This window comes from Massilia sp. Masssp94 (genome assembly GCF_059491305.1).
On the sequence record NZ_CP168501.1, the window covers coordinates 6714934 to 6735192 of the forward strand.

The 20259-nt window shown below is 67.2% G+C and carries 17 protein-coding genes; 8 read left to right on the forward strand and 9 right to left on the reverse strand.

All coding sequences use genetic code 11. The features are described 5' to 3' along the window. Positions 1–84 precede the first annotated feature (84 nt). Together ACEN9G_RS29520 and ACEN9G_RS29525 are read left to right on the forward strand one after the other, a co-directional pair. Positions 85–999: an isoaspartyl peptidase/L-asparaginase gene (locus tag ACEN9G_RS29520; RefSeq protein ID WP_483127412.1), complete on the forward strand. Its 915-nt coding sequence runs from the start codon at positions 85–87 to the stop codon at positions 997–999. Continuing rightward, positions 996–1907 carry a cyanophycinase gene (locus ACEN9G_RS29525; protein WP_413345053.1) on the forward strand — a complete coding sequence of 304 codons (912 nt, stop codon included), beginning with the start codon at positions 996–998 and terminating at the stop codon, positions 1905–1907. The genes ACEN9G_RS29520 and ACEN9G_RS29525 overlap by 4 nt, the downstream gene beginning before the upstream one ends. A 13-nt stretch (positions 1908–1920) precedes the next feature. Here the strand turns inward: ACEN9G_RS29525 and ACEN9G_RS29530 are convergent, their stop codons facing one another. Then, the gene (locus tag ACEN9G_RS29530; protein WP_413345051.1) at positions 1921–2973 is read right to left on the reverse strand and encodes an RNA-guided endonuclease InsQ/TnpB family protein; all 1053 of its coding nucleotides are present in this window, start codon (positions 2971–2973) and stop codon (positions 1921–1923) included. 104 nt (positions 2974–3077) lie between these two features. Here ACEN9G_RS29530 and cphA (ACEN9G_RS29535) point away from each other — a divergent pair, with 104 nt between their 5' ends. Next, entirely contained in the window at positions 3078–5669 is a 2592-nt protein-coding gene (gene cphA / locus ACEN9G_RS29535; protein ID WP_483127413.1) for a cyanophycin synthetase, read from the forward strand. 86 nt (positions 5670–5755) lie between these two features. Here the strand turns inward: cphA (ACEN9G_RS29535) and ACEN9G_RS29540 are convergent, their stop codons facing one another. The 4 genes from ACEN9G_RS29540 to sdhC are packed head-to-tail and all read right to left on the reverse strand — an operon-like array spanning position 5756 to position 9055. Beyond that, entirely contained in the window at positions 5756–6466 is a 711-nt protein-coding gene (locus ACEN9G_RS29540; RefSeq protein ID WP_413342144.1) for a succinate dehydrogenase iron-sulfur subunit, read from the reverse strand. A 14-nt stretch (positions 6467–6480) separates the two neighbouring features. Further along, positions 6481–8259, reverse strand: a complete 1779-nt coding sequence (sdhA, locus tag ACEN9G_RS29545) for a succinate dehydrogenase flavoprotein subunit (RefSeq protein WP_413383971.1) — start codon at positions 8257–8259, stop codon at positions 6481–6483. A 2-nt stretch (positions 8260–8261) separates the two neighbouring features. Then, the gene (sdhD, locus tag ACEN9G_RS29550; RefSeq protein ID WP_036240800.1) at positions 8262–8630 is read right to left on the reverse strand and encodes a succinate dehydrogenase, hydrophobic membrane anchor protein; all 369 of its coding nucleotides are present in this window, start codon (positions 8628–8630) and stop codon (positions 8262–8264) included. Between the two features lie 2 nt (positions 8631–8632). Further along, on the reverse strand, positions 8633–9055 hold the full coding sequence (sdhC, locus tag ACEN9G_RS29555) for a succinate dehydrogenase, cytochrome b556 subunit (protein WP_413388514.1): 423 nt from the start codon (positions 9053–9055) through the stop codon (positions 8633–8635). A 162-nt stretch (positions 9056–9217) separates the two neighbouring features. Between sdhC and ACEN9G_RS29560 the strand changes: the two genes are divergently transcribed. Beyond that, entirely contained in the window at positions 9218–10114 is an 897-nt protein-coding gene (locus tag ACEN9G_RS29560) for a LysR family transcriptional regulator (RefSeq protein ID WP_413342385.1), read from the forward strand. Position 10115: 1 nt separating this feature from the next. On the opposite strand, the gene cphA (ACEN9G_RS29565) is transcribed toward ACEN9G_RS29560, so the two are convergent. The 4 genes from cphA (ACEN9G_RS29565) to ACEN9G_RS29580 form a co-directional block, all read right to left on the reverse strand. Continuing rightward, positions 10116–12761, reverse strand: a complete 2646-nt coding sequence (gene cphA, locus ACEN9G_RS29565; protein WP_413342387.1) for a cyanophycin synthetase — start codon at positions 12759–12761, stop codon at positions 10116–10118. Positions 12762–12818: 57 nt separating this feature from the next. Further along, on the reverse strand, positions 12819–14276 hold the full coding sequence (locus ACEN9G_RS29570; protein WP_413342389.1) for an iron-containing redox enzyme family protein: 1458 nt from the start codon (positions 14274–14276) through the stop codon (positions 12819–12821). 163 nt (positions 14277–14439) lie between these two features. Further along, positions 14440–15843 (reverse strand): branched-chain amino acid transporter BcaP, encoded by a 1404-nt coding sequence (gene bcaP / locus ACEN9G_RS29575; protein WP_413342390.1) that lies wholly within the window; start codon positions 15841–15843, stop codon positions 14440–14442. Positions 15844–16098: 255 nt separating this feature from the next. Beyond that, entirely contained in the window at positions 16099–16944 is an 846-nt protein-coding gene (locus ACEN9G_RS29580; protein ID WP_483127414.1) for a metallophosphoesterase, read from the reverse strand. Positions 16945–17010: 66 nt separating this feature from the next. On the opposite strand from ACEN9G_RS29580, the gene ACEN9G_RS29585 reads away from it, so the two are divergent. The 4 genes from ACEN9G_RS29585 (at position 17011) to ACEN9G_RS29600 (ending at position 20208) form a co-directional block, all read left to right on the forward strand. Continuing rightward, on the forward strand, positions 17011–17637 hold the full coding sequence (locus ACEN9G_RS29585; RefSeq protein WP_413346034.1) for a LysE family translocator: 627 nt from the start codon (positions 17011–17013) through the stop codon (positions 17635–17637). A 127-nt stretch (positions 17638–17764) separates the two neighbouring features. Then, positions 17765–18745, forward strand: coding sequence for an acyl-CoA dehydrogenase family protein (locus ACEN9G_RS29590; RefSeq protein WP_483127415.1), 981 nt, complete (start codon positions 17765–17767; stop codon positions 18743–18745). A gap of 10 nt (positions 18746–18755) precedes the next feature. After that, positions 18756–19529: a methionine ABC transporter ATP-binding protein gene (locus ACEN9G_RS29595; RefSeq protein ID WP_483127416.1), complete on the forward strand. Its 774-nt coding sequence runs from the start codon at positions 18756–18758 to the stop codon at positions 19527–19529. Then, entirely contained in the window at positions 19522–20208 is a 687-nt protein-coding gene (locus ACEN9G_RS29600; RefSeq protein WP_413345484.1) for a methionine ABC transporter permease, read from the forward strand. The genes ACEN9G_RS29595 and ACEN9G_RS29600 overlap by 8 nt, the downstream gene beginning before the upstream one ends. The last annotated feature ends 51 nt before the right edge of the window (positions 20209–20259 follow it).

Consider the following 20259-nt stretch of genomic DNA (forward strand, 5'->3'; position numbering starts at 1 on the left):
TTATGTTTTGCATAATGCGGTATCCGCTTTGCCGCACCGCGTTGGTGCGCGCATTGCACAAGTTTCCCAGGAGAGAAGAACAACATGAGCGTTACCCAAGGATATGCAATCGTCGTGCACGGCGGCGCCGGAAGCCCGCGCGCGTACGACGACGGCTGCGAGCGCGCGGCGCAGCGGGCCGTCGAGGAGCTGGCCATCAGCGCCGACGCGCTCGAGGCCGCCATCGCGGCGGTCGTATCGATGGAAGACGACGGCCGCTTCAATGCCGGCAGCGGATCGGTCCTGTGCCTCGACGGCGCGACCGTCGAGATGGACGCCTCCATCATGGACACGCGCGGCCGCCTCGGCGCCGTCGCCTGCGTGCAGGGCGTCAAGAACCCAGTGCTGCTGGCGCGGGCCGTCGCCGAGACACCGCACTGGCTGCTGGCCGGCGACGGCGCCGCCCGCTTCGCCGCCGCCATCGGCCACCCGACGCACACCACCATCTCCGACCACCAGCGACAAGCACACGAGAAAGTCGTGCGCGAACTGGCGGGCAGCGTGCCCGCCATGCCCGGGATCTCGGAAGAAGCGAAAGCCTTCCTGCGCTTCTGGAATTACCAGACGCCACTCGACCTGCCCGCGCACGCCGCATGCGACACGGTCGGCGCCGTCGTGCGCGGACCGGACGGCCACTTCGCCGTGGCGCTGTCCACCGGAGGCTCGGCGCCGTCGCTGCTGGGCCGCGTGGGCGACACGCCGATCATCGGCAGCGGCTTCTATGCCGGTCCGCAGGGCGCCGTCGCGGCCACCGGCATCGGCGAACAGATCGTGCGCCACCTGCTGGCCCGCACCGTCTATGGCTGGATCGAGGACGGCGTGCCGCTCGAACAGGCCCTCAAGCGCGGCGTCGACCTGTTCGACCCAAAAGTGCCCGTCGGCCTGATCGCCGTCACCCGCACGGAAGCCGCGTCGCACAGCAACCAGGACATGCCCCACGCAAGGATAGTCGCACCATGACCGCACAGGACAAGAACGCCATCGCCCAGGCCGAACAGGCGGAACGGGTCGCCAAGAGCCACGGCCACCTCGTCATCATCGGCGGCGGCGAAGACAAGCAGAACGACATGGCGATCCTCAAGCGCTTCGTCGAGCTGTCCGGCGGGCCGGACGCGAAGATCGTCGTCATCACGGCGGCGAGCAGCGTCGCGGAGAACATGTGGGAAACGTACGACCGTGCGTTCGCGGACCTGGGTGTCACACGCCACTCGCACCTGCACCTGCAGAGCCGCCATGACGCGAACGACGAAACGCATATCCGCGACGTCGCCGACGCCGACGGGATCTTCATGACGGGCGGCGACCAGAAACGGCTGCTCGCGATCATCGGCGGCACGGCGCTGGACGCCGGGATGCACGCCGCGCTCAAGCTGCGCGGCGCCTGCATCGGCGGCACGAGCGCCGGCGCTTCCGCCATGTCCGGCCACATGCTGGCACAGGGCCGCGCCGAACTGCATCCCGAAAAGGGCTCCGTGAGCCTCGGTGCGGGCCTCGGCTTCCTGCACAAGGTCGTCATCGACCAGCATTTCTCCGAACGCCAGCGCCTGTCGCGGCTGTTGTCCATCGTCGCCCAGAACCCGTATCTGCAGGGGATCGGGATCGACGAGGACACGGCCCTCGTCGTCGAGCGCGGCGTCGGCATCGAAGTGGTGGGCCAGGGCGCCGTCACCATCGTCGACGGCCGGACGATGTCGACGAACGTGGCGGAGATCGCGAACCACGAGACGCCGGAACTGATCGACGTCCGCCTCCACCTGCTGCCCGCCGGCAGCAAATACGCACTACCCGTCGGCGACGACGCAAAACGCATCCCGCCGCCGTTGCTCGAGTTTTTGGAAAACATCACGAAACGGAACCCGCTCTCTTGACGTCTTCCCCACCTTAAAGGACGGGGCTTCCTGCAGCCAGCGTCGCACGTCCGCGACGGAGAATGTTTATCGCAGCATTGATATCGCGATCATGTTTACAACCGCAAACACGACACTGCCACTCTCTTATTCCAAGGTCTGCGATACCTTTCGGCCGCGAATCGGGCATGGCGCCGCAATTCGAACAGACTTGGGAAGTCAATCTCTCATCAACTTCCTCGAACCACGCGCCATGCTTAACAGCCTTGTACGCCAGTTGATGTCGGAAGCTCGACCAGCCGGCATCAAGAACAGACTTCGCCATGCCGGTCCTGGCGAGTCTGGCGGCAGTCACGTTGCCGACCGCGATATAGTCGAATTGGCGGACAATGCGGTCCGACAATTTGTGCAGAAAGTCATTGCGACGGTTCGCAATCTTTGCGTTGATAGCCTTGGCGCGCCGCTTCTTGTGGGCGCGCTGCGCCAGCGCCAGAGTCCGCTCGGCACCACGATAGATTCGCTGCGCTTCGATCTTTTCGCCGGTGGAAAACGTTGCGAAGTCCTTCAGGCCGAGGTCGATACCGACACCGCGCAACGGTTGACGAGCATGGATCTCGGGGGTGACCACATCGATCACGATGTTCAGGTACCAGTGCCCTCGCGTGTCACGCGAAAAGTTGGTGCCATCCTTGATCTTCCCTTCGGGCAGCGGCCGGCTGTTAAAAACGCGGAAGGTATTGCCCGCGAAGCGAAACGCATCACCTTCCCGCTTCAGTTCCCGTCCCTTGATCGGCACCCAGCCCAGAGACCGCTTGCCGCGATAGCGAAGATAAGGTCGCTTCTTTTGCGAACGCGATCTTGCATACTGTTCGCAGACCGCATTTACGGTCCCGGAATGCAGGCCCAGTTCCTTGCTGCTGCCTGTCGTCAACTTGTTCAGGTCAAAACCCGACAGCCAGGGGCGGCCAAAACGCAGCGCATCCTTTTGCCGATCGTTGCAGTAATTCCAGACGAAGTTACAGGCCCGCGACTGCCTGTTGAGCAGCCCGTTAAGGGACTTCACCCGGTAACGATAAACAAGAATCATGCTGTGATTATAGGCAGCGTTTTTAGCAACCGAAAGGCATCGATTGCCGCGCAATCGGCTGCTTTCCTCCCCGCCCTGAAGGACGGGCTTTCTCGGAGTACCTGATGAACATCGTAGAACAACGCTTCCTGCGCGGCCCGAGCCTGTATGCCGCGACGCCCTGCCTGCTGGCCGTGATCGACCTCGCCGCCCAGCAGAACGCGGCTGGCCTGGGCGCGCGCCTGCTCGCCCTGCTGCCCGCGATGCCGGCCGAAGCGGCGGCGCGCCTGTCGGACTGCCAGGCCGCGCACGAAGCGCTCGAACCCGTGGTGATGGAATTGCAGCGCCTTGCCGGCGCGTCCGGCACCTTCGGCATGACGAAGACCGATCCCGCCAGGCCGGGACAGGCCCGCGTCGTCTGCGGCTACACGGTGGAACAGGTGGCGGGCCAGGCGCTGCGCACGGCCGCCGCGCTGATCGATGCGTGCGCGAGCCACGTCGCGTTCGACCTGGACGCCGCGCTGGACGACCTGCGCGACACCGCGCACCGCCACGCCATCGGCACGAGCACCGCGGCCGTGCTGGCGGCCGCGCACCGGCGCGGCATCCCGAGCCTGCGCCTGATCGAGGAAGCGAATCTGTTCCAGCTGGGCTGGGGCAGCCGCCAGAAGCGCCTGCAGGCGACGATCACGGGCGCGACGAACCACGTGGCCGTCGGCATCGCCAGCGACAAGCAGCTGACGAAGACGCTGCTCGACCAGGCCGGCGTGCCCGTGCCGGCTGGTTCCACGGTCACCACGCTCGAACAGGCACTGCGCGAGGCGCGCCGCATCAAGGGTCCGGTGACGGTGAAGCCGCTGGACGCGAACCAGGGCAAGGGCGTGACGGTCAACTGCGCGACCCAGGACGAGATCGCGCGCGCGTTCGAATTCGCCCGCAAGTACGGGCGCCACGTCATCGTCGAGGAATTCCTGCACGGCCGCGACTACCGCGTGCTCGTCACGGGCCACAAGGTGGCCGCCGCGTCATGGCGCCGGCCGCCGCACGTGACCGGGGACGGCGTGTCGACGGTGCGCGAACTGGTCGAGATCGAAAACCGCAACCCCGCGCGCGGCGACGGCCACACGAACATCCTCACGACGATCCCGCTGGACGACCTCGCGCTGCAGGTGCTGGCGCGCCAGGGTCATGACCTGGACTCGGTCCCCGCGGAAGGCAGCGTGGTCGACCTGCGCGGCAACGCCAACCTGTCCACCGGCGGCACTGCCGAGGACGTGACGGACCTGCTGCCGGAAGAAACCCGTGACATCTGCATCCGCGCCGCGCGCACCATCGGCCTGGACGTGGCCGGCATCGACATCGTCTGCCAGGACATCGCGCGCCCGCTGCGCGAACAGAAAGGCGGCATCATCGAAGTCAATGCGGCGCCGGGCATCCGCATGCACCAGTACCCGAGCCGCGGCACGCCGCGCGACGCGGGCGCCGCCATCGTCGATGCGCTGTTCGGCGCGGACGACGGCCGTATTCCCGTCGTCGCCGTGACGGGCACGAACGGCAAGACGACGACGAGCCTCATGATCGCGCACGCGACGCGCCTCGCGGGCCTGCGCACGGGCGTGACGACGACGGAAGGCGTGTACATCGACGGCGAACGGATCGTGAAAGGGGATTGCACGGGCTACCGTTCGGCGCGCACCGTCCTTGCCTCGCCGGACGTCGACTTCGCCGTGCTGGAGACGGCGCGCGGCGGCATCCTGAAACGCGGCCTCGCGTTCGACCGCTGCGACGTCGCCGTCGTGCTGAACGTGTCGGCCGACCACCTGGGCCTGGACGGCATCGACACGGTCGAGGAACTCGCGCGCGTGAAATTCGTGATTGCCGAGCGCGCGCGCCGCGCCGTCGTGCTGAACGCGGAGGACGACCATTGCGTCGCGATGTCGTCCGAGCTGGCGCATGGCGTGGAAATCCTGTACTTCGCGCTCGACGCGGACAACCCTGTCCTGCTGCGCCACCTGGAAAACGGCGGCCGCGGCGTCTACCTGGAAGACAACATGATCGTGCTGGCGACCGGCACGCGCCACGACGCGCTGCTGGACGTGCGCACGATGCCCTGCACGATGAAGGGCGCGGCGCGCTACAACATCGCCAACGCGCTGGCCGCCGCCGCCGCGCTCAGCGCGACGGGCTTCGGCAACATCGAGATCGCGGCCGGCCTGCGCACGTTCCTCTCCGACTGGAAGCACAACCCGCTGCGCTCGAACGTGTTCGACGTCGACGGCGTCACCGTCATCTTCGACTACGCCCACAACACGGCCGCCTATGCCGCATTGGCCGAGACGGCGCGCGCGCTGACGCCGGGCCGCCTCGTCGGCGTCGTCGCGGCGCCGGGGGACCGCCGCGACGAAGACCTCGTCGCCATCGGCGAGACGTGCGCGGCCGGCTTCGACGAGCTGGTCGTGTACGAGACGGAGAACCGCGGGCGCGCATCCGGCGAGGTGGCCGCGCTGCTCGTGCAGGGCGCGCGCCTCGGCAAGTACGAGACGGATCACCTGCAGGTGGAACTGAACGTGCACGAAGCGATCCGCGCGGGCCTCGCGCGCTGCGAGCCGGGCGACGTGCTGGTGTTCGGCTGCGGCTCGGCGCTGACCGAGCTGACGGAAGCGATCCGGCCGACATCGCCCGCGACGGCGAGCCGCATCGAAGCAGAGGCGGTATAGGAGCCGTCGTTCCCGCGCAGGCGGGAACCCATACTGAGTGTCCCAATTGGCTCAGTATGGATCCCCGCTTTTGCGGGGACGACGGTTTAGATGGCGCGGCGTACCAGCAATTCCTTGATCTTGCCGATGGCCTTGTTCGGGTTCAAACCCTTCGGGCACACGTCCGTGCAATTCATGATCGAGTGGCAGCGGAACAGGCGGTACGGGTCTTCCAGGTTGTCCAGGCGCTCGTTCGTTGCCTCGTCGCGCGAGTCGGCGATGAAGCGGTACGCCTGCAGCAGGCCGGCCGGACCGACGAACTTGTCCGGGTTCCACCAGAACGACGGGCACGACGTCGAGCAGCACGCGCACAGGATGCACTCGTACACGCCGTCGAGTTCTTCACGCTCTTCCGGCGACTGCAGACGCTCCTTTTCAGGCGGGATCGAGTCGTTGATCAAATACGGCTTGATCGAGTGGTACTGCTTGAAGAAGTTGGTCATGTCCACGATCAGGTCGCGGATGACCGGCAGGCCCGGCAGCGGACGCAGCACGATCGGCTGCGTCAGCTCGTTCAGGTTCGTCGTGCAGGCCAGGCCGTTCTTGCCGTTGATGTTCATCGCGTCCGAACCGCACACGCCTTCGCGGCACGAGCGGCGCAGCGCGAGCGAGTCGTCGACGTCGGCCTTGATGCGCTGCAGCGCGTCCAGCAGCATCTTGTCGGTGTCTTTCAGCTCGACGGTGACGTCTTGCATATAGGGCTTCGAATCCTTGTCCGGATCGTAGCGGTAAATCTTCAGGTGGACTGTGCGTGCCATTATTTCGTACCTAGTTAGAACGTGCGGGGCTTCGGTTTGAACGTGTCGACGGTGAGCGGCTTGGTCACCACCGGCTTGTAGTCGAGACGGTTGCCTTCCGAGTAGAACAGGGTGTGCTTCATCCAGTTCACGTCGTCGCGCTGCTCGTAGTCGCTGTGGGCGTGGGCGCCGCGCGATTCCTTGCGCGCCGCGGCCGACACGACGGTCGCCTTGGCCACTTCGATCAGGTTGTCCAGCTCGATCGCTTCGATGCGCGCCGTGTTGAACACCTTCGACTTGTCCTTGAACGAGACGTGCTTGCGGCGCTCGTCCAGGGCCATGATTTCCTTGACGCCTTCGTCCATCAGCGCCTGGGTGCGGAACACGCCGCAGTGCTTCTGCATCGTCGCGCGGATCGCGTTGGCCACGTCCTGCACCTTCTCGCCGCCGGTCGAGTTTTCCAGGCGGTTCAGGCGGCCCAGCGCGTAGTCGGCGAAATCCTTCGGCAGCGCGCGGTTGCCCTGCTCCTTCAGGTTCTGCGCGACGATGTGGTTGCCGGCCGCGCGGCCGAAGACCACCAGGTCCAGCAGCGAGTTCGTGCCCAGGCGGTTCGCGCCGTGCACCGACACGCACGAGCATTCGCCGATCGCGTACAGGCCATTGACGACCTTTTGCGAACCGGTACCGTCAGGCGTGACGACCTGGCCGTGGATGTTGGTCGGGATGCCGCCCATCTGGTAGTGGATGGTCGGGACGACGGGAATCGGTTCCTTGGTCGCGTCGACGTTGGCGAACTTGTGGCCGATCTCGAGAATCGACGGCAGGCGCTTGCGGATCGTGTCCGCGCCGATGTGGCGCAGGTCCAGCAGCACGTGGTCCTTGTTCGGGCCCACGCCGCGGCCTTCCTTGATTTCCTGGTCCATCGAGCGCGAGACGAAGTCGCGCGGCGCCAGGTCTTTCAGGGTCGGCGCGTAGCGCTCCATGAAGCGTTCGCCGTTGCTGTTGATGAGGATACCGCCCTCGCCGCGCACGCCTTCCGTGATCAGCACGCCCGCGCCGGCCACGCCGGTCGGGTGGAACTGCCAGAACTCCATGTCCTGCAGCGGGATGCCGGCACGTGCCGCCATGCCGAGGCCGTCGCCCGTGTTGATGAAGGCGTTGGTCGACGCGGCGAAGATACGGCCCGCGCCGCCCGTGGCGAACACGGTCGTTTTCGCCTGCAGCATCATGACGTCGCCCGTTTCCATCTCCAGCGCGATCACGCCGAGGACGTCGCCGTCGGCATTGCGGACCAGGTCCAGCGCCTGCCATTCGACGAAGAAGTGCGTGCGCGAGCGGACGTTACGCTGGTACAGCGTGTGCAGCAGCGCGTGGCCGGTACGGTCGGCCGCGGCGCAGGCGCGCTGCACCGGCTTCTCGCCGAAGTTGGCGGTGTGGCCGCCGAACGGACGCTGGTAGATCGTGCCGTCCGGGTTGCGGTCGAACGGCATGCCGAAGTGTTCGAGCTCGTACACGACCTTCGGGGCTTCGCGGCACATGAATTCGATGGCGTCCTGGTCGCCCAGGTAGTCCGAACCCTTGACGGTGTCGAACATGTGCCAGTACCAGTCGTCCTCGCTCATGTTGCCGAGGGATGCGCCGATGCCGCCCTGCGCTGCGACCGTGTGCGAGCGGGTCGGGAACACTTTCGACAGCACGGCCACGTTCAGGCCCGCTTCGGACAGTTGCAGCGCCGCGCGCAGGCCGGAGCCGCCGGCGCCGACGATGACGACGTCGAAATGGCGGACGGGGATGTTGGTGTTGATTGCTGCCACGATTACACGCTCCAGAGAATTTGCACAGTCCAGGCGGCGCAGGCGAGCAGCCAGAGCACCGTGGCGATCTGCAGGGTCAGGCGGATGCCGACCGGTTTGACGTAGTCCATCCAGATGTCACGGATGCCCACCCACACGTGGTAGAACAGGCCGAAGAACGTGACCATCGTGAAAAGCTTGAACCACTGGCGGGCGAACAGGCCGGCCCAGCCTTCGTACGTAAAATTCTGGCCGGTCAGGAACGAGACCAGCAGGATGACGGTGAAGATGACCATCACGATGGCGGTGACGCGCTGGGCGAGCCAGTCGCGCATGCCGTAGTGCGCGCCGACGACGAGGCGGCGCTGTCCGATATTCTTGGGGGTAGCCATGATTAAAACACTCCGAACAGTTTGAGGGCGACCAGCAGGGTCAGCGCCAGGGCGACGACGAGCACGTAACGCGCGGTGCGCTGCGCCGCGTCCTTGTCCAGGGCCATGTGGTTGTCCATGAACAGGTGGCGGATGCCGGCGCAGAAGTGGTGCAGGTAGCCCCAGGACAGGCCCAGGATGACGATCTTCGTGAACGGATGGCTGACGATCCCGGCGAAGTGCGCGAACGAGATCTCGGAACGGATGCTCTGCTCGAACAGGTAGAGCAGGAACGGCAGGAAGAGGAACAGCACGAAGCCGCTGATACGGTGCAGGATCGACACGATGGCCGACGGCGGCTGCTTGTAGTTCATCGTGATATCCGTAATGTTCACATTACGGATCGGCTGCCTTCGCTCCTGCACTTTTTTTATCGCTTCTGACATTCCAGCACTCTTCCAAAATTTAAAGTTATGGGCCCGCCGGAACGCGTCCATGCGGCTCTCGCCGCAAAAAACTTGTCCGTGGGATACCTGTATTATCGCGAAATCTCACTATGCTGTCCAATATATGGATAATCTAGGATCCATACTTTTCACAGATACCGCATGGAACTCAGACATTTACGCTATTTCGTTGCCGTCGCCGAGGAAGGCAATATCACCCGCGCGGCGGAACGGCTCGGCATCGGCCAACCGCCGCTGAGCCAGCAGATCCACGCGCTGGAACGGGAGCTCGACGTGAAGCTGTTCCACCGCACCGGCCACGGCGTGGTGCCGACCGACGCCGGCAAGGCGCTGCTCGTCGACGCCAAGCGCCTGCTGGGCGACGTGGAGCACGCCACCCTGAACGCGCAGCGGGCCGGACGCGGCGAGACAGGCCATTTGCACCTCGGCTTCACCGCCTCCGCCGCGTTCCACCCGATCGTGCGCGCGTTGGTGCGCGAATTCCGCAATGCGTATCCCGGCGTCGGCCTCACGCTCACCGAAGGCACGACGGCGCACCTGCTGGCGCAACTCGAGGAAGGCCGGATCGACCTGGCCTTCCTGCGCCCGGGCGTGCACTCGTTCGCCGGCGTCGTCCTGCAGGACATCGCGAGCGAGTCGATGAAGGCCGTGCTGCCGGTCACGCATCCGCTCGCGCAGCGCGCGCGGATCCCGCTGTCCGCGCTGGCGCAGGAACCGTTCGTGCTGATTCCCCGCGCGGCCAGCCCGATGCTGCACGACGAGATCGTGTCGGCCTGCCGCCACGCGGGCTTCGAGCCGATGCCGGGCCAGCAGGCGCCGCAGCTGTCCACCGTCGTCAGCCTCGTCGCGGCGGAATTCGGCGTGTCGATCGTGCCGGCGTCCGTCAGCCAGTTCCACGCCGAAGGGGTGACGTACGTGGACATCGCGGATGCAAAAGTCCGCTCGAAGCTGGCGCTCGCGTCGCTCGAAGGGAATTCGTCGACCAAGGTCGGCAACTTCCTGGATATCGCCCGCCAGGCGGCGGGCACGCGCAGGTAGGTCAGCCCACCTGCGCCGCGATCCGCGCCGCGCTTTCCGGGTCCGTCTGCCGGATCGCCTCGACGAACACGTCCAGCGACGACCCGCACGCGAACACGAGCACGTCCCCGCGGCGGCACAGCGACAGGCCCAGGCGGATCGCCTCGCCCACGTCCAGTTCGCGGTGCAGGGTATCCGTCTTGCCGACGACTTCCTCGGCGCCCTGCAGGATCAGGTCGACAGCGCCGCCGTACGGGCGCCCGCGGCTCGACGATTCGTACACGACCAGTTCGTCGAAGCGCCCGGCGCACACGCGGCCCACTTCCAGCAGGTCGGCGTCGCGCCGGTCGCCCGGTGCCGTCACGATGCCCACCAGCTGGCCGGGCAGCAGCGAGCGCGCCATCTCGGCCAGCGCGGCATACGCGGCCGGATTGTGCGCGTAATCGACGATGACCGTCACGCCGCGCACGTCGAACACGTTCGTGCGCAGCGGGTTCGTCTTGCCGTCGCTGACGAACGTCGACAGCCCCGTCGCGATCTGCAGGTTGCTGAAGCCGGCCGCCATCAGGCCCGCCGCCGCCGCGAGACCGTTGGCGATGTTGTAGCGCGCGCGGCCGCCCAGGGCGATCGGCATCGCTTCCACGCGCACTAGCTCCTGGTGGTAAGTGGCATCCGCCACGACGATCGAATTGTCCTGGAAGTAGACCGCGCGGCCGCCCTCTTCCAGGTGGCGCAGCAGCACGGGACTGTCCGCCTCCATCGCAAAGTACACGATCTCCACGTCCGGATGGACGCGGCGCGCCATCGCCACGCACAACGGGTCCTCGGCGTTCAGCACGACGGCGCGGCTGGCCGCCAGCGGCACCACGGCCTTCACCTGCGCGAGGTCTTCGATCGTGTCGACGCCGTCCAGGCCCAGGTGGTCGGGCGATACGTTCAGCACCATGCCGATGTCGCAGCGGTCGAAGGCGAGGCCGCGTTTCAGGATGCCGCCGCGCGCGGTCTCCAGCACGGCGAACTCCACGTCCGGAGACGCGAGCACCGTGCGCGCCGACCAGTAGCCCGTGCAATCGCCCTTCGTGACTTCCTTGCCGGCGATGTAGACGCCGTGCGTCGTCGTCACGCCCGTGACCTTGCCCGCGAGGCGCACCGTGTGCGCCATCAGCAAGGTGGTCGTCGTCTTGCCGTTCGTGCCCGTGCACGCGATGATCGGGATGCGCCCGTCCGACTCGCCCATCAGGCCCTGGACGATGGCGTCGCCCGCATCGCGCGGCGTGCCGCCGCTGGGATGCTGGTGCATGCGGATGCCGGGTGCCGCGTTGACTTCGATGACGGCGCCGCCCTGGTCCGCCAGCGGCTGGGCGATGTCGCGGCAGACGATGTCGATACCGGCCACGTCCAGGCCGATCTTCGCGGCCGCGCGTACGCACAGGCGGCGCGTGGATTCCGGCAGCAGGTCCGTCACGTCTTCGGCCGTGCCGCCCGTGGACAGGTTCGCGTTCCCGCGCAAATACACCGTCGTGCCGGCGGCAGGCACGGTGTCCGGGACGAGGTCCTGGCGCCGCAGCAGGTCTTCCGCATGGGCGTCCAGCGCAATCTGCGTGAGGATGTTCGTGTGGCCCGCGCCGCGCGCCGGATTGCGGTTCTCGAGATCGACGAGTTCGCGCACCGTGTGCGTGCCGTCGCCCACGACGTGCGCGGGCCGCCGCAGCGACGCCGCCGCCACCTTGCCGCCCGCGACGAGCACGCGGTAGTCCGCGCCTTCGATGAAGCGTTCGACGATGATGTGGCGGCCGAACTTGCGCGCGTACGCGTAGGCCTGCTCGACTTCTTCATCCGTGCGGCACGCGACCGTGACGCCCTTGCCCTGGTTCGCGTCCAGCGGTTTTACGGTCACCGGCGCGTTCAGCTTATTTGCCATGTGATGGGCGACGCGCAGCGCGTCTTCGACAGTCGTCACCGTCTCGCCCTGCGGCACCGGAACGCCCGCCTCGTGCAACAGCTGCTTGGTGAGCTGCTTGTCGCTGGCGATGCGCACGGCGATGGTGCCCGTGTCGCCCGTGATCGTCGCCTGGACGCGCTTCTGCTTCACGCCCCAGCCCAGCTGGAACAGGTTCGCGTCTTCCGTGATGCGCGTGACGGGAATGCCCCGCTCCTGCGCGGCGGCCAGCACGGCGGCCGTGCTCGTACCGATCGCGTAGTGCTCCGCGATCTCGCGCAACTCTTCCAGGCGCGGCGCCAGGTCGAATGCGTGGCCGTGCGCGAGCGTGTCGACGATGTCCACCGCCAGCGCGAACGCCGGCTGCGCGACCTTTTCGAGCTGGTAGGCGCAGACGATGCGGTACTGGCCCGGCTCGCCCGTCACGGGACGCGTGCGCCCGAACGCGACGGGCGCGCCCGCGAGGCATTGCAGGCCCAGGGTCACATGCTCGATCACGCGCGCGAGATACGTGCCCTCGCGCAGGCGCTGGGCGAAGCCGCCCGGCTGGCCCGTCGGAACGAGGTAGTCCGCGAGCGATGGCAACAGGGCCAGCAGCGCCTCGTTGAATTGCGGGAGGTCGCGGGTCGAGACGCCGTACAGATCGTCCAGGTCGAGCACGGACAGCAGGCAGGGGGTGGCGGCGTGGATGTTCGGTCCGCGCAAGAAGCGTTGTTCGAGTATGTGCACAGGAATCCCTTGTTTGTCGGTCGTCGCGGCGCGCACGGGCGCGCCGCTGCGTTCATTTCAAGCGTCCAGCAGCTGCGAATACATCCGCGTGGCCATCAGGCCGATCGCCGTGTGGTGCACGGACGGCGACATCAGCTGCGCCAGCATCGCCATCGCCTCAGGCTTGCCGGCGGCCGCCGCCACGCGCTGCTCCAGCTGGTGCAGTTCGGAGTCGCCGCCGCTGCCCGCGGGGCGGCGGCGGATCAGGCCCCGCTCCGGATAACCGCTGCGCTGCGCATGCTGCGTGAGGCTGTCGAGCGTGCGCTGGCGGGCGCGGTGGCTCAGCACGCGGGTCGTGCGCGCGGCGGCGCTGGCGTCGCGCGGCGTCGTGATCCAGTCGCGCAGCACCTGCTGCTCGTAGCTCGAGAACACACCGAACATCTCCGCCCGCTCGCCCTGGATCAGGCGCCAGAAGCGGCTCTGCTCCACCTCTTCGCCGCGTTGGATCCAGCCGGATTCCTCCAGCTTCGTGAGGAAGTCGGGGATCTGCTGCGGATCGCCGAGCCAGTCGTTGACGGAGCGGCCGGCCACGCGGCAGTAATCCGAGTGCATGTTCTTGCCGATGGCTGCCTTGGCGCCGAAGATCTCGACCAGTTCGGCTTCGAGGTCGAAGGCGCCGATGACGGAGGTCGTGCACGCGCCCAGGTCGTTCAGGCGGTAGCCGTCCAGCACGCGCTGGAAGAACGCGGCCGGGTCGCCCGACTGCGCCATCAGGTGGCGCAGCGCCTGCACGGCCTTGTGCGCGTGGCCGCTGCCGGCATTGTCCACGGTGACGTGCAGCGTGAAGTAATACGGGTCGATCCCGAGTTCGTTCAATTCGTAGGACGTGATCAGCAAATGCAGCGGCAGTTGTTCGTAGCCGAGGTTGTAGCCCACCACTTCCGGCACGAAGGCGTCGGCGTTGTACGCGAGCGCGAGCTGGATGGCGCCCTGCACGAAGTGGTCCGCCGGCAGCGTCTCCCAGTGTTCGCAGCCGTGCGCCGCGAGCAGGCGGCGGTACAGCGTGACGTGGTTCTTGTCCGGCACGCCGTCGCCCAGCTCCTCGAGATAGGTCTTGATCAGGGGATGGAAGTCCGGATTCTCCCAGCGCGACAGGGTGCCGTACAGCCAGGCGCCGTCGACGAGCTTCGTGGGCGCGACGCCCTTCAGGAAGTACAGCGCATGCGACTTGTTCGTGAAATAGCGGCGCGGCGCGCCATTCTTGCGCGCGGCGAGGTATTCGCGGTACGCGATGCCGACCGATTCGGCACGGCCCTGGATCCAGCCCTGCAGCTGCCACACCGCATCCGGCAGTTCGCACGGTTCGGCGCGCGCGACTTCGATCTGTGCCGCGAGGAACGCGCGGGACGCCTCGAGGGCCGCGGCCGGGTTGTCCATCAGCGCGAAGTACAAGTCCCTGGCGGACGATACCTGGACCGGGCGGGTGTCCCGGCCTGCCGCGCGGGCCGGGCTGTCGACGACAAAAGTGGAGGTCATAACAAATCTTTTGGTAAATGTTCTACCAAGATTATGCGGACCCGGCCAACTTGGCGTAATCGGTACGCTTCCCTCCAGGATGTCGGACAGGGATTACAAAAAATATATCGTTGCAGAATTAAAAAGCGGCGCCGCAGCGCCGCTTTATCGAAGTGCAGTCCGGTTACGGCTGCGTCACGCCACTCAGCAGGGAGCGCGAACGGGCATAACCGAAATACACCAGCAGGCCCAGCACCAGCCAGATGAGGAACGCCACCCACGTGATCGCGGACAGGAACGACATCAGCGCCAGGCAGAACACGACGGCGATGCCCGGCACGATGGGCACGCCCGGGCAGCGGAACGCCCGCTTCAGGTCCGGCCGCTTCTTGCGCAGGACGATGACGGCGACGGAGACGAGGCAGAACGCGGCCAGCGTGCCGATGTTGACGAGCTCTGCCAGCACGTTCAGCGGCACGAACGCGGCGATCAGGCCGAACAGGATGCCGACCACCCACGTCGCGAAGAACGGGGTGCCGAATTTCGGGTGCACGGTGGACAGCTTCGCCGGCAGCAGGCCGTCGCGCGACATCGCGTAGATGATGCGGGTCTGGCCATAGGCCATCACCAGGATCACGGTGGTCATGCCGAGGATCGCGCCCAGGTCGATCCAGCCGGCGAACCAGTTTTCGCCCGCGTGCTGCAGGGCCAGCGAGACCGGGTGGTCGATGCCCTTGAACATCTGGAACGGGACGATGCCGGTCATGATGGCGGCGACGATCACGTACAGGATCGTGCAGATGGCCAGCGAGCCGATGATGCCGATCGGGAGGTCGCGTTCCGGACGCTTGACTTCCTCGGCGGCCGACGTGACGGCGTCGAAGCCGATGAACGCGAAGAACACGACTGCTGCGGCGCTCATGATGCCCGTGCCGCCGAACGGCGCGAACGGATGCCAGTTGGCCGGCGTGACGTGCTTGAAGCCGACGGCGATGAACAGCAGCACGACGATCATCTTGATGACGACCATGACGTTGTTGACGCGGGCCGATTCGCGCACGCCGTACGACAGCATCGCGGTCAGCACGAGCATGATGACCAGCGCCGGCAGGTTCATCACGCTGTGCACGCCCGGCACCGCGCCCGGGGCGGCGGACAGGATCTCGGGAATGGTGATGCCGAAGCCGCCCATCAGCGACTGGAAATAGCCGGACCAGCCGACGGCCACCGCCGACGTCGCCAGCCCGTATTCGAGCAGGAGGTCCCAGCCGATCATCCAGGCGACGAGTTCGCCGAGGACGACATAGCTGTAGGTATAGATCGAACCGGCGATCGGCACGGTCGACGCGAACTCCGCGTAGCACATGGCCGCGAAGCCGCACGCGATGGCGGCGACGATGAACGACACCGTCAACGCCGGACCGGCCGTCAACGCGCCGGTACCGGTCAGCACGAAGATACCGGTGCCGACGATCGCCCCGATGCCCATGAGGATGAGGTCGGTTGGCCCCAGCACTTTCTTCAGCCCGCCCGGGGTACGGGAGGCTGCGACCATGTTGTCGAGATTCTTGGTTCTGAAAAGACTCACTGCTTTCTCCAATCGATAGTAGATAGATCCCGGTCCCTGATTGTTATGTGCGGCGGGCAGGCGATAACCTGCACATACATCCGCCGAAGGGGGTCTCCTCCTGGGCTCGGGCCGCCGGGACTGGCATGCAAGAACAATGCCGGTCGCCAGCCTGGCGGCGTCACATTATCGCCATTCTGTTATCCAGAATCAAAGGAAATACTCAATATTTCAAGGTGTAGAAGCTGGGAAACCGCAAAAAACGGCCAGGAACGCTTAGCGCAGCGTGCAAATGAGGAGTTCCGGATCGGCATTCAGCCGCAGCGGAATGCCGGAACAGCCGACGCCGCGGCTGACGATCAGCGGGCCGTTGCCGGGCACGTCGTAGCGGCCGTAGCAGAAATCGCGCGAACACGGTCCGCTGGGATGGAACAGCGGCGCACCATCCGGGAGCGCGATCTGGCCGCCGTGGGTGTGGCCGGCGAAGGCGACGTCGAAGCGCTGGCGCTCCAGGCGGTACAACCCGTCGGGGGAATGCGTGAGGTAGATCCGGACGGCGCCCGCGCCGGCGAACGTGGCGCCGGCCGACGGCGCCCCGGTCCACGGATCGTCGATGCCGCACACGCTGACGCCGCCGAATGGCGCCGGCAGCGCGACGTTGCGGTTCACGAGCACCTCGGCGCCGCCCGCGCGCAGCGCGTCCTCGATGATGCCGCGGCCGTTCCAGGTGTCGTGGTTGCCGATGACGGCATAGGTGCCCAGCGAGGCCCGCGCGCCCGCAATGAAGTCCGCCAGGACGGCCACGTTCTCCGCATCGAAACACACGTAGTCGCCGCCCAGCAGCATCACGTCCGGCGCTTCCGTGCGGATCGCGGCCAGCAGGTCGTCGAACACGGCGGGATGCGTCGTGGGGCCGGCGTGGAAATCGGACGCGAAACCGATACGCAGCGGCTGCGCCAGCCGGCGTTCCGGGCCCAGTTCCACCTCCTGGCGCGTCACCCGTACCTTGCCCAGGCCGCCGAGCCGGTAGCTCATCCCGGCCACGAAGCCCCTCAGCAGGGCGGCATTCAGGACGCGTTCGAACGCATTGCGCAGGGGTTGCTGGTGCTTGTGACTGGACATAGGACCCGCACTTTACACCAACCGCGCCCCCGGTGAGGTAACATTGCCTTTTTGCCCAGGGCTACCATGCTGACACCCGACCAGTTCTTCGCCTTCCTCGCCGCCGCCATCCTGCTGACCCTGTCGCCGGGGCCGGACAACATGATGGTATTGAGCGTGGGCGTCGCCAAGGGCCGGGTGCGGGGCATCGCGTTCGGGCTCGGGTGCGCGTTCGGGTGCCTGTCGCACACGCTGCTGGCCGTCGTGGGCGTGTCCGCCCTCATCGCCGCGTCGCCGCTCGCGTTCACGACGCTCAAGGTGTGCGGCGGCCTGTATCTCGCGTGGATGGGCTGGCACGCGATCCGCAGCCGCGGCGGCGCCCGCGTCGACACGGCGCATGCCGCCGCCGATCCGGCCCGCGCGCTGTTCTTCAAGGGCCTCGTCGCGAACGCCATCAATCCGAAGGTCGCCCTGTTCTTCCTGTCGTTCCTGCCCCAGTTCGTCGTCGCGCAGCGCGGCGATGCCAACCTGCAGACGGCGCTGCTGGGCCTCACGTTCACCTTGCAGGCCGTCGTCCTGTTCGGCCTGCTCGGCTTCTTTTCCGGCGCCATCGGCCAGTGGCTCGCGCGCCGTCCCAAGGCCGGGCAATGGCTCGACCGTCTCGCCGGCACGATCTTCATCGCCCTCGGCCTGCGGCTGATCGTGTCGCGCTGACGGCATCCCCCGGATACATAGTCGCTTTTCGTTTTAACGTTCGTCACATATCGAACGGCGAATATCTTCGTTCACGTGGAGTCCCCCGTTTGCCATACTGGGCCGACTCTGCTGAAGGATATCGACCATGCATCTGGCACTACACCCGGTTCCCGCATCGTCGGACGGCTACGCCCACCCGGCCCCGGCCCTCGACCCGTATGACCCCATTGCCGCCGCCCACGACCTGGCGGCGCGCGGGCGGCAGTGGATCCGCGCTTCCGGCCTGCTCGCCCTCCCGGTGCCGCGCGAATACGGCGGCCTCGGGGCGAGCTGGAAGACGATCGGCGACGTCGTGCGCATCGTCGCACGTACCGACGGCGCCCTCGCCCACCGGCTCGGCCTCCACCACCTCCAGATCGCCGGCATCCGCCTGACGGGCAACGCGCGGCAGCAGCGCCGCCTGCTGTTCGAGACCATCGAGCACGACGTGTTCTGGGGCGAGACCATGAACCCGCTGGACCAACGGCTCGTCGCCCGGCCGACCGCGGGCGGCTACGTGCTGGACGGCGCCAAGGCTTGTGCATCAAGTTCGGTCGGGTCGGACCGGCTCACCGTGTGCGCCTGGGACCCGCTCGCGCACGGCACGCTGGTCGCCGTGCTGCCCACGCAGCGGGATGGCGTCGCCGTCCACGCCGACTGGAACGCGTTCGGCCTGCGCCAGGCCGCCAGCGCAACCGTGACGTTCACCGGCGTGCAGCTGACGGAAGACGACGTGCTGCAGCCGGCCGCCCGCGCAGCCACGCCGCGGGCGACCTTGCGCGCGCAGGTGGCGCAGATGATCGTCGCGAACGTGTACGTCGGCCTCGCCGAGGGCGCGCTGGAGGCGGCGCGCGGCGAGGCGCAGCCGTGGTTCCAGGTGCTCATGCGGCCCGCGCAGGTGCTGGCCGAAGGCGCCGCCGCGGCGCTGGACGACGCGTTCGCGCGCGGCCACCATCTGACGGGACGCGAACGGCGCGAGGTCGCGCTGGCGGCCGCGGAAGCGAAGGTCGTCGCGCACAAGGCCGCGATCGGGATCGGCCGCCACACCCTCGGCGGCACGCTGCGCGCACCGGCCGCATACGCGTAACGGGGCCGCCATGAGCATCATCCGTCTCGACCGCGTGCGCAAATCCTTCGGTGCCGACCCCGTGCTGCGCGACGTATCGCTGCACGTGGCGCGCGGCGACATCTTCGGCATCGCCGGCCAGAGCGGCGCCGGCAAGTCGACCCTCCTCCGCACGATCAACCTGCTGGAGAGGCCGGACGGCGGCGCCGTCGTCGTCGCGGGCCGCGACCTGACGCGGCTGTCGAAACGCGACCTGCGCGCCGCGCGCCAGAACATCGGCATGATCTTCCAGCACGACAACCTGCTGCAGAACCTGACCGTGTTCGACAACGTCGCGTTCCCGCTGCGCCTGCACGGCATGCTGAATCCTCCGCGCCTGCGCCGGCGCGTGCAGGCGTGCCTGGAGCTCGTCGGCCTGGCGGCGCGGGCGGACGAGTATCCGGCACGCCTGTCCGGCAGCCAGAAACAGCGCGTGGCCATCGCCCGGGCGATCGCATGCCAGCCCGAGGTCCTGCTGTGCGACGAGCCGACGTCCGCCCTCGATGCGGAAGCGACGCGGGCCCTGCTCGCCACCCTGCGCACCGTGAGTGCGGATCTCGGCGTCACGATCGTCATCGTCAGCCACGAACTGCCCGCCCTGGCGGCGCTGTGCAACCGCGTGGCGGTGATCGAACACGGCGTCGTCGCGGAAACGTTCGCCCCCACCGACACGACGGCTCCGCGCATCACGGCCCTCGGCCGCGAACTCGCGTTCCACGCCACCGAAGCCGGTGCGCTGTTCCATCCAGGAGTCCTCCATGTTTGAGAGTCTCATCGACCTGTTGCCCGACCTGGCCGTCGCGCTGGGCCAGACCCTGGCCATGCTCGGTATCGGCGTGTGCGCCGCCGTGCTGTTCGGCGGCCCGCTCGGCGTCGTCCTGTTCGTCGTCGGCGAAGGCCAGTCGCTGCACAACCGTCCCCTCGCGCTGCTGCTCGGGTGGACCGTGAACACGATCCGCTCGTTCCCGTTCATCATCCTGCTCGTCGCGCTCGTGCCGCTCACCCGGCTGATCGCCGGCAGCTCGATCGGGCCGCTCGCGGCCTCCGTGCCGCTGTCGATCGCCGCCGTCCCGTATTTCGCGCGCCTCGTCGAACAGACCCTGCGCGACGTGCCGCGCGGCGTGATCGAGGCGGCGCAGGCAATGGGCGCGTCCGAGCTGCAGATCGTCACCCGCGTGCTGCTCGTCGAAGCCCGCTCCGGCCTCGTGCTGGCGCTGACTGCCCTCGCGATCGGTTTTCTCTCGTACGCCGCGGCGGCCGGCGTCGTGGGCGGCGGCGGCATCGGCGACCTCGCCATCCGCTACGGCTACTACCGCTTCGAGACGGACATCATGGTGTTCACCGTCGTCGTGCTGGTCGCGCTCGTGCAGGTCATCCAACTCACGGGCGACCGCTTCGCGCGGCGGCTGGACAAGCGCCAGCCGGGCTACGCGAGGACAGATTGACCCCACCTCTCACGATAAATGGAAATTTCTGCATAGAAATTTGATTGCCGG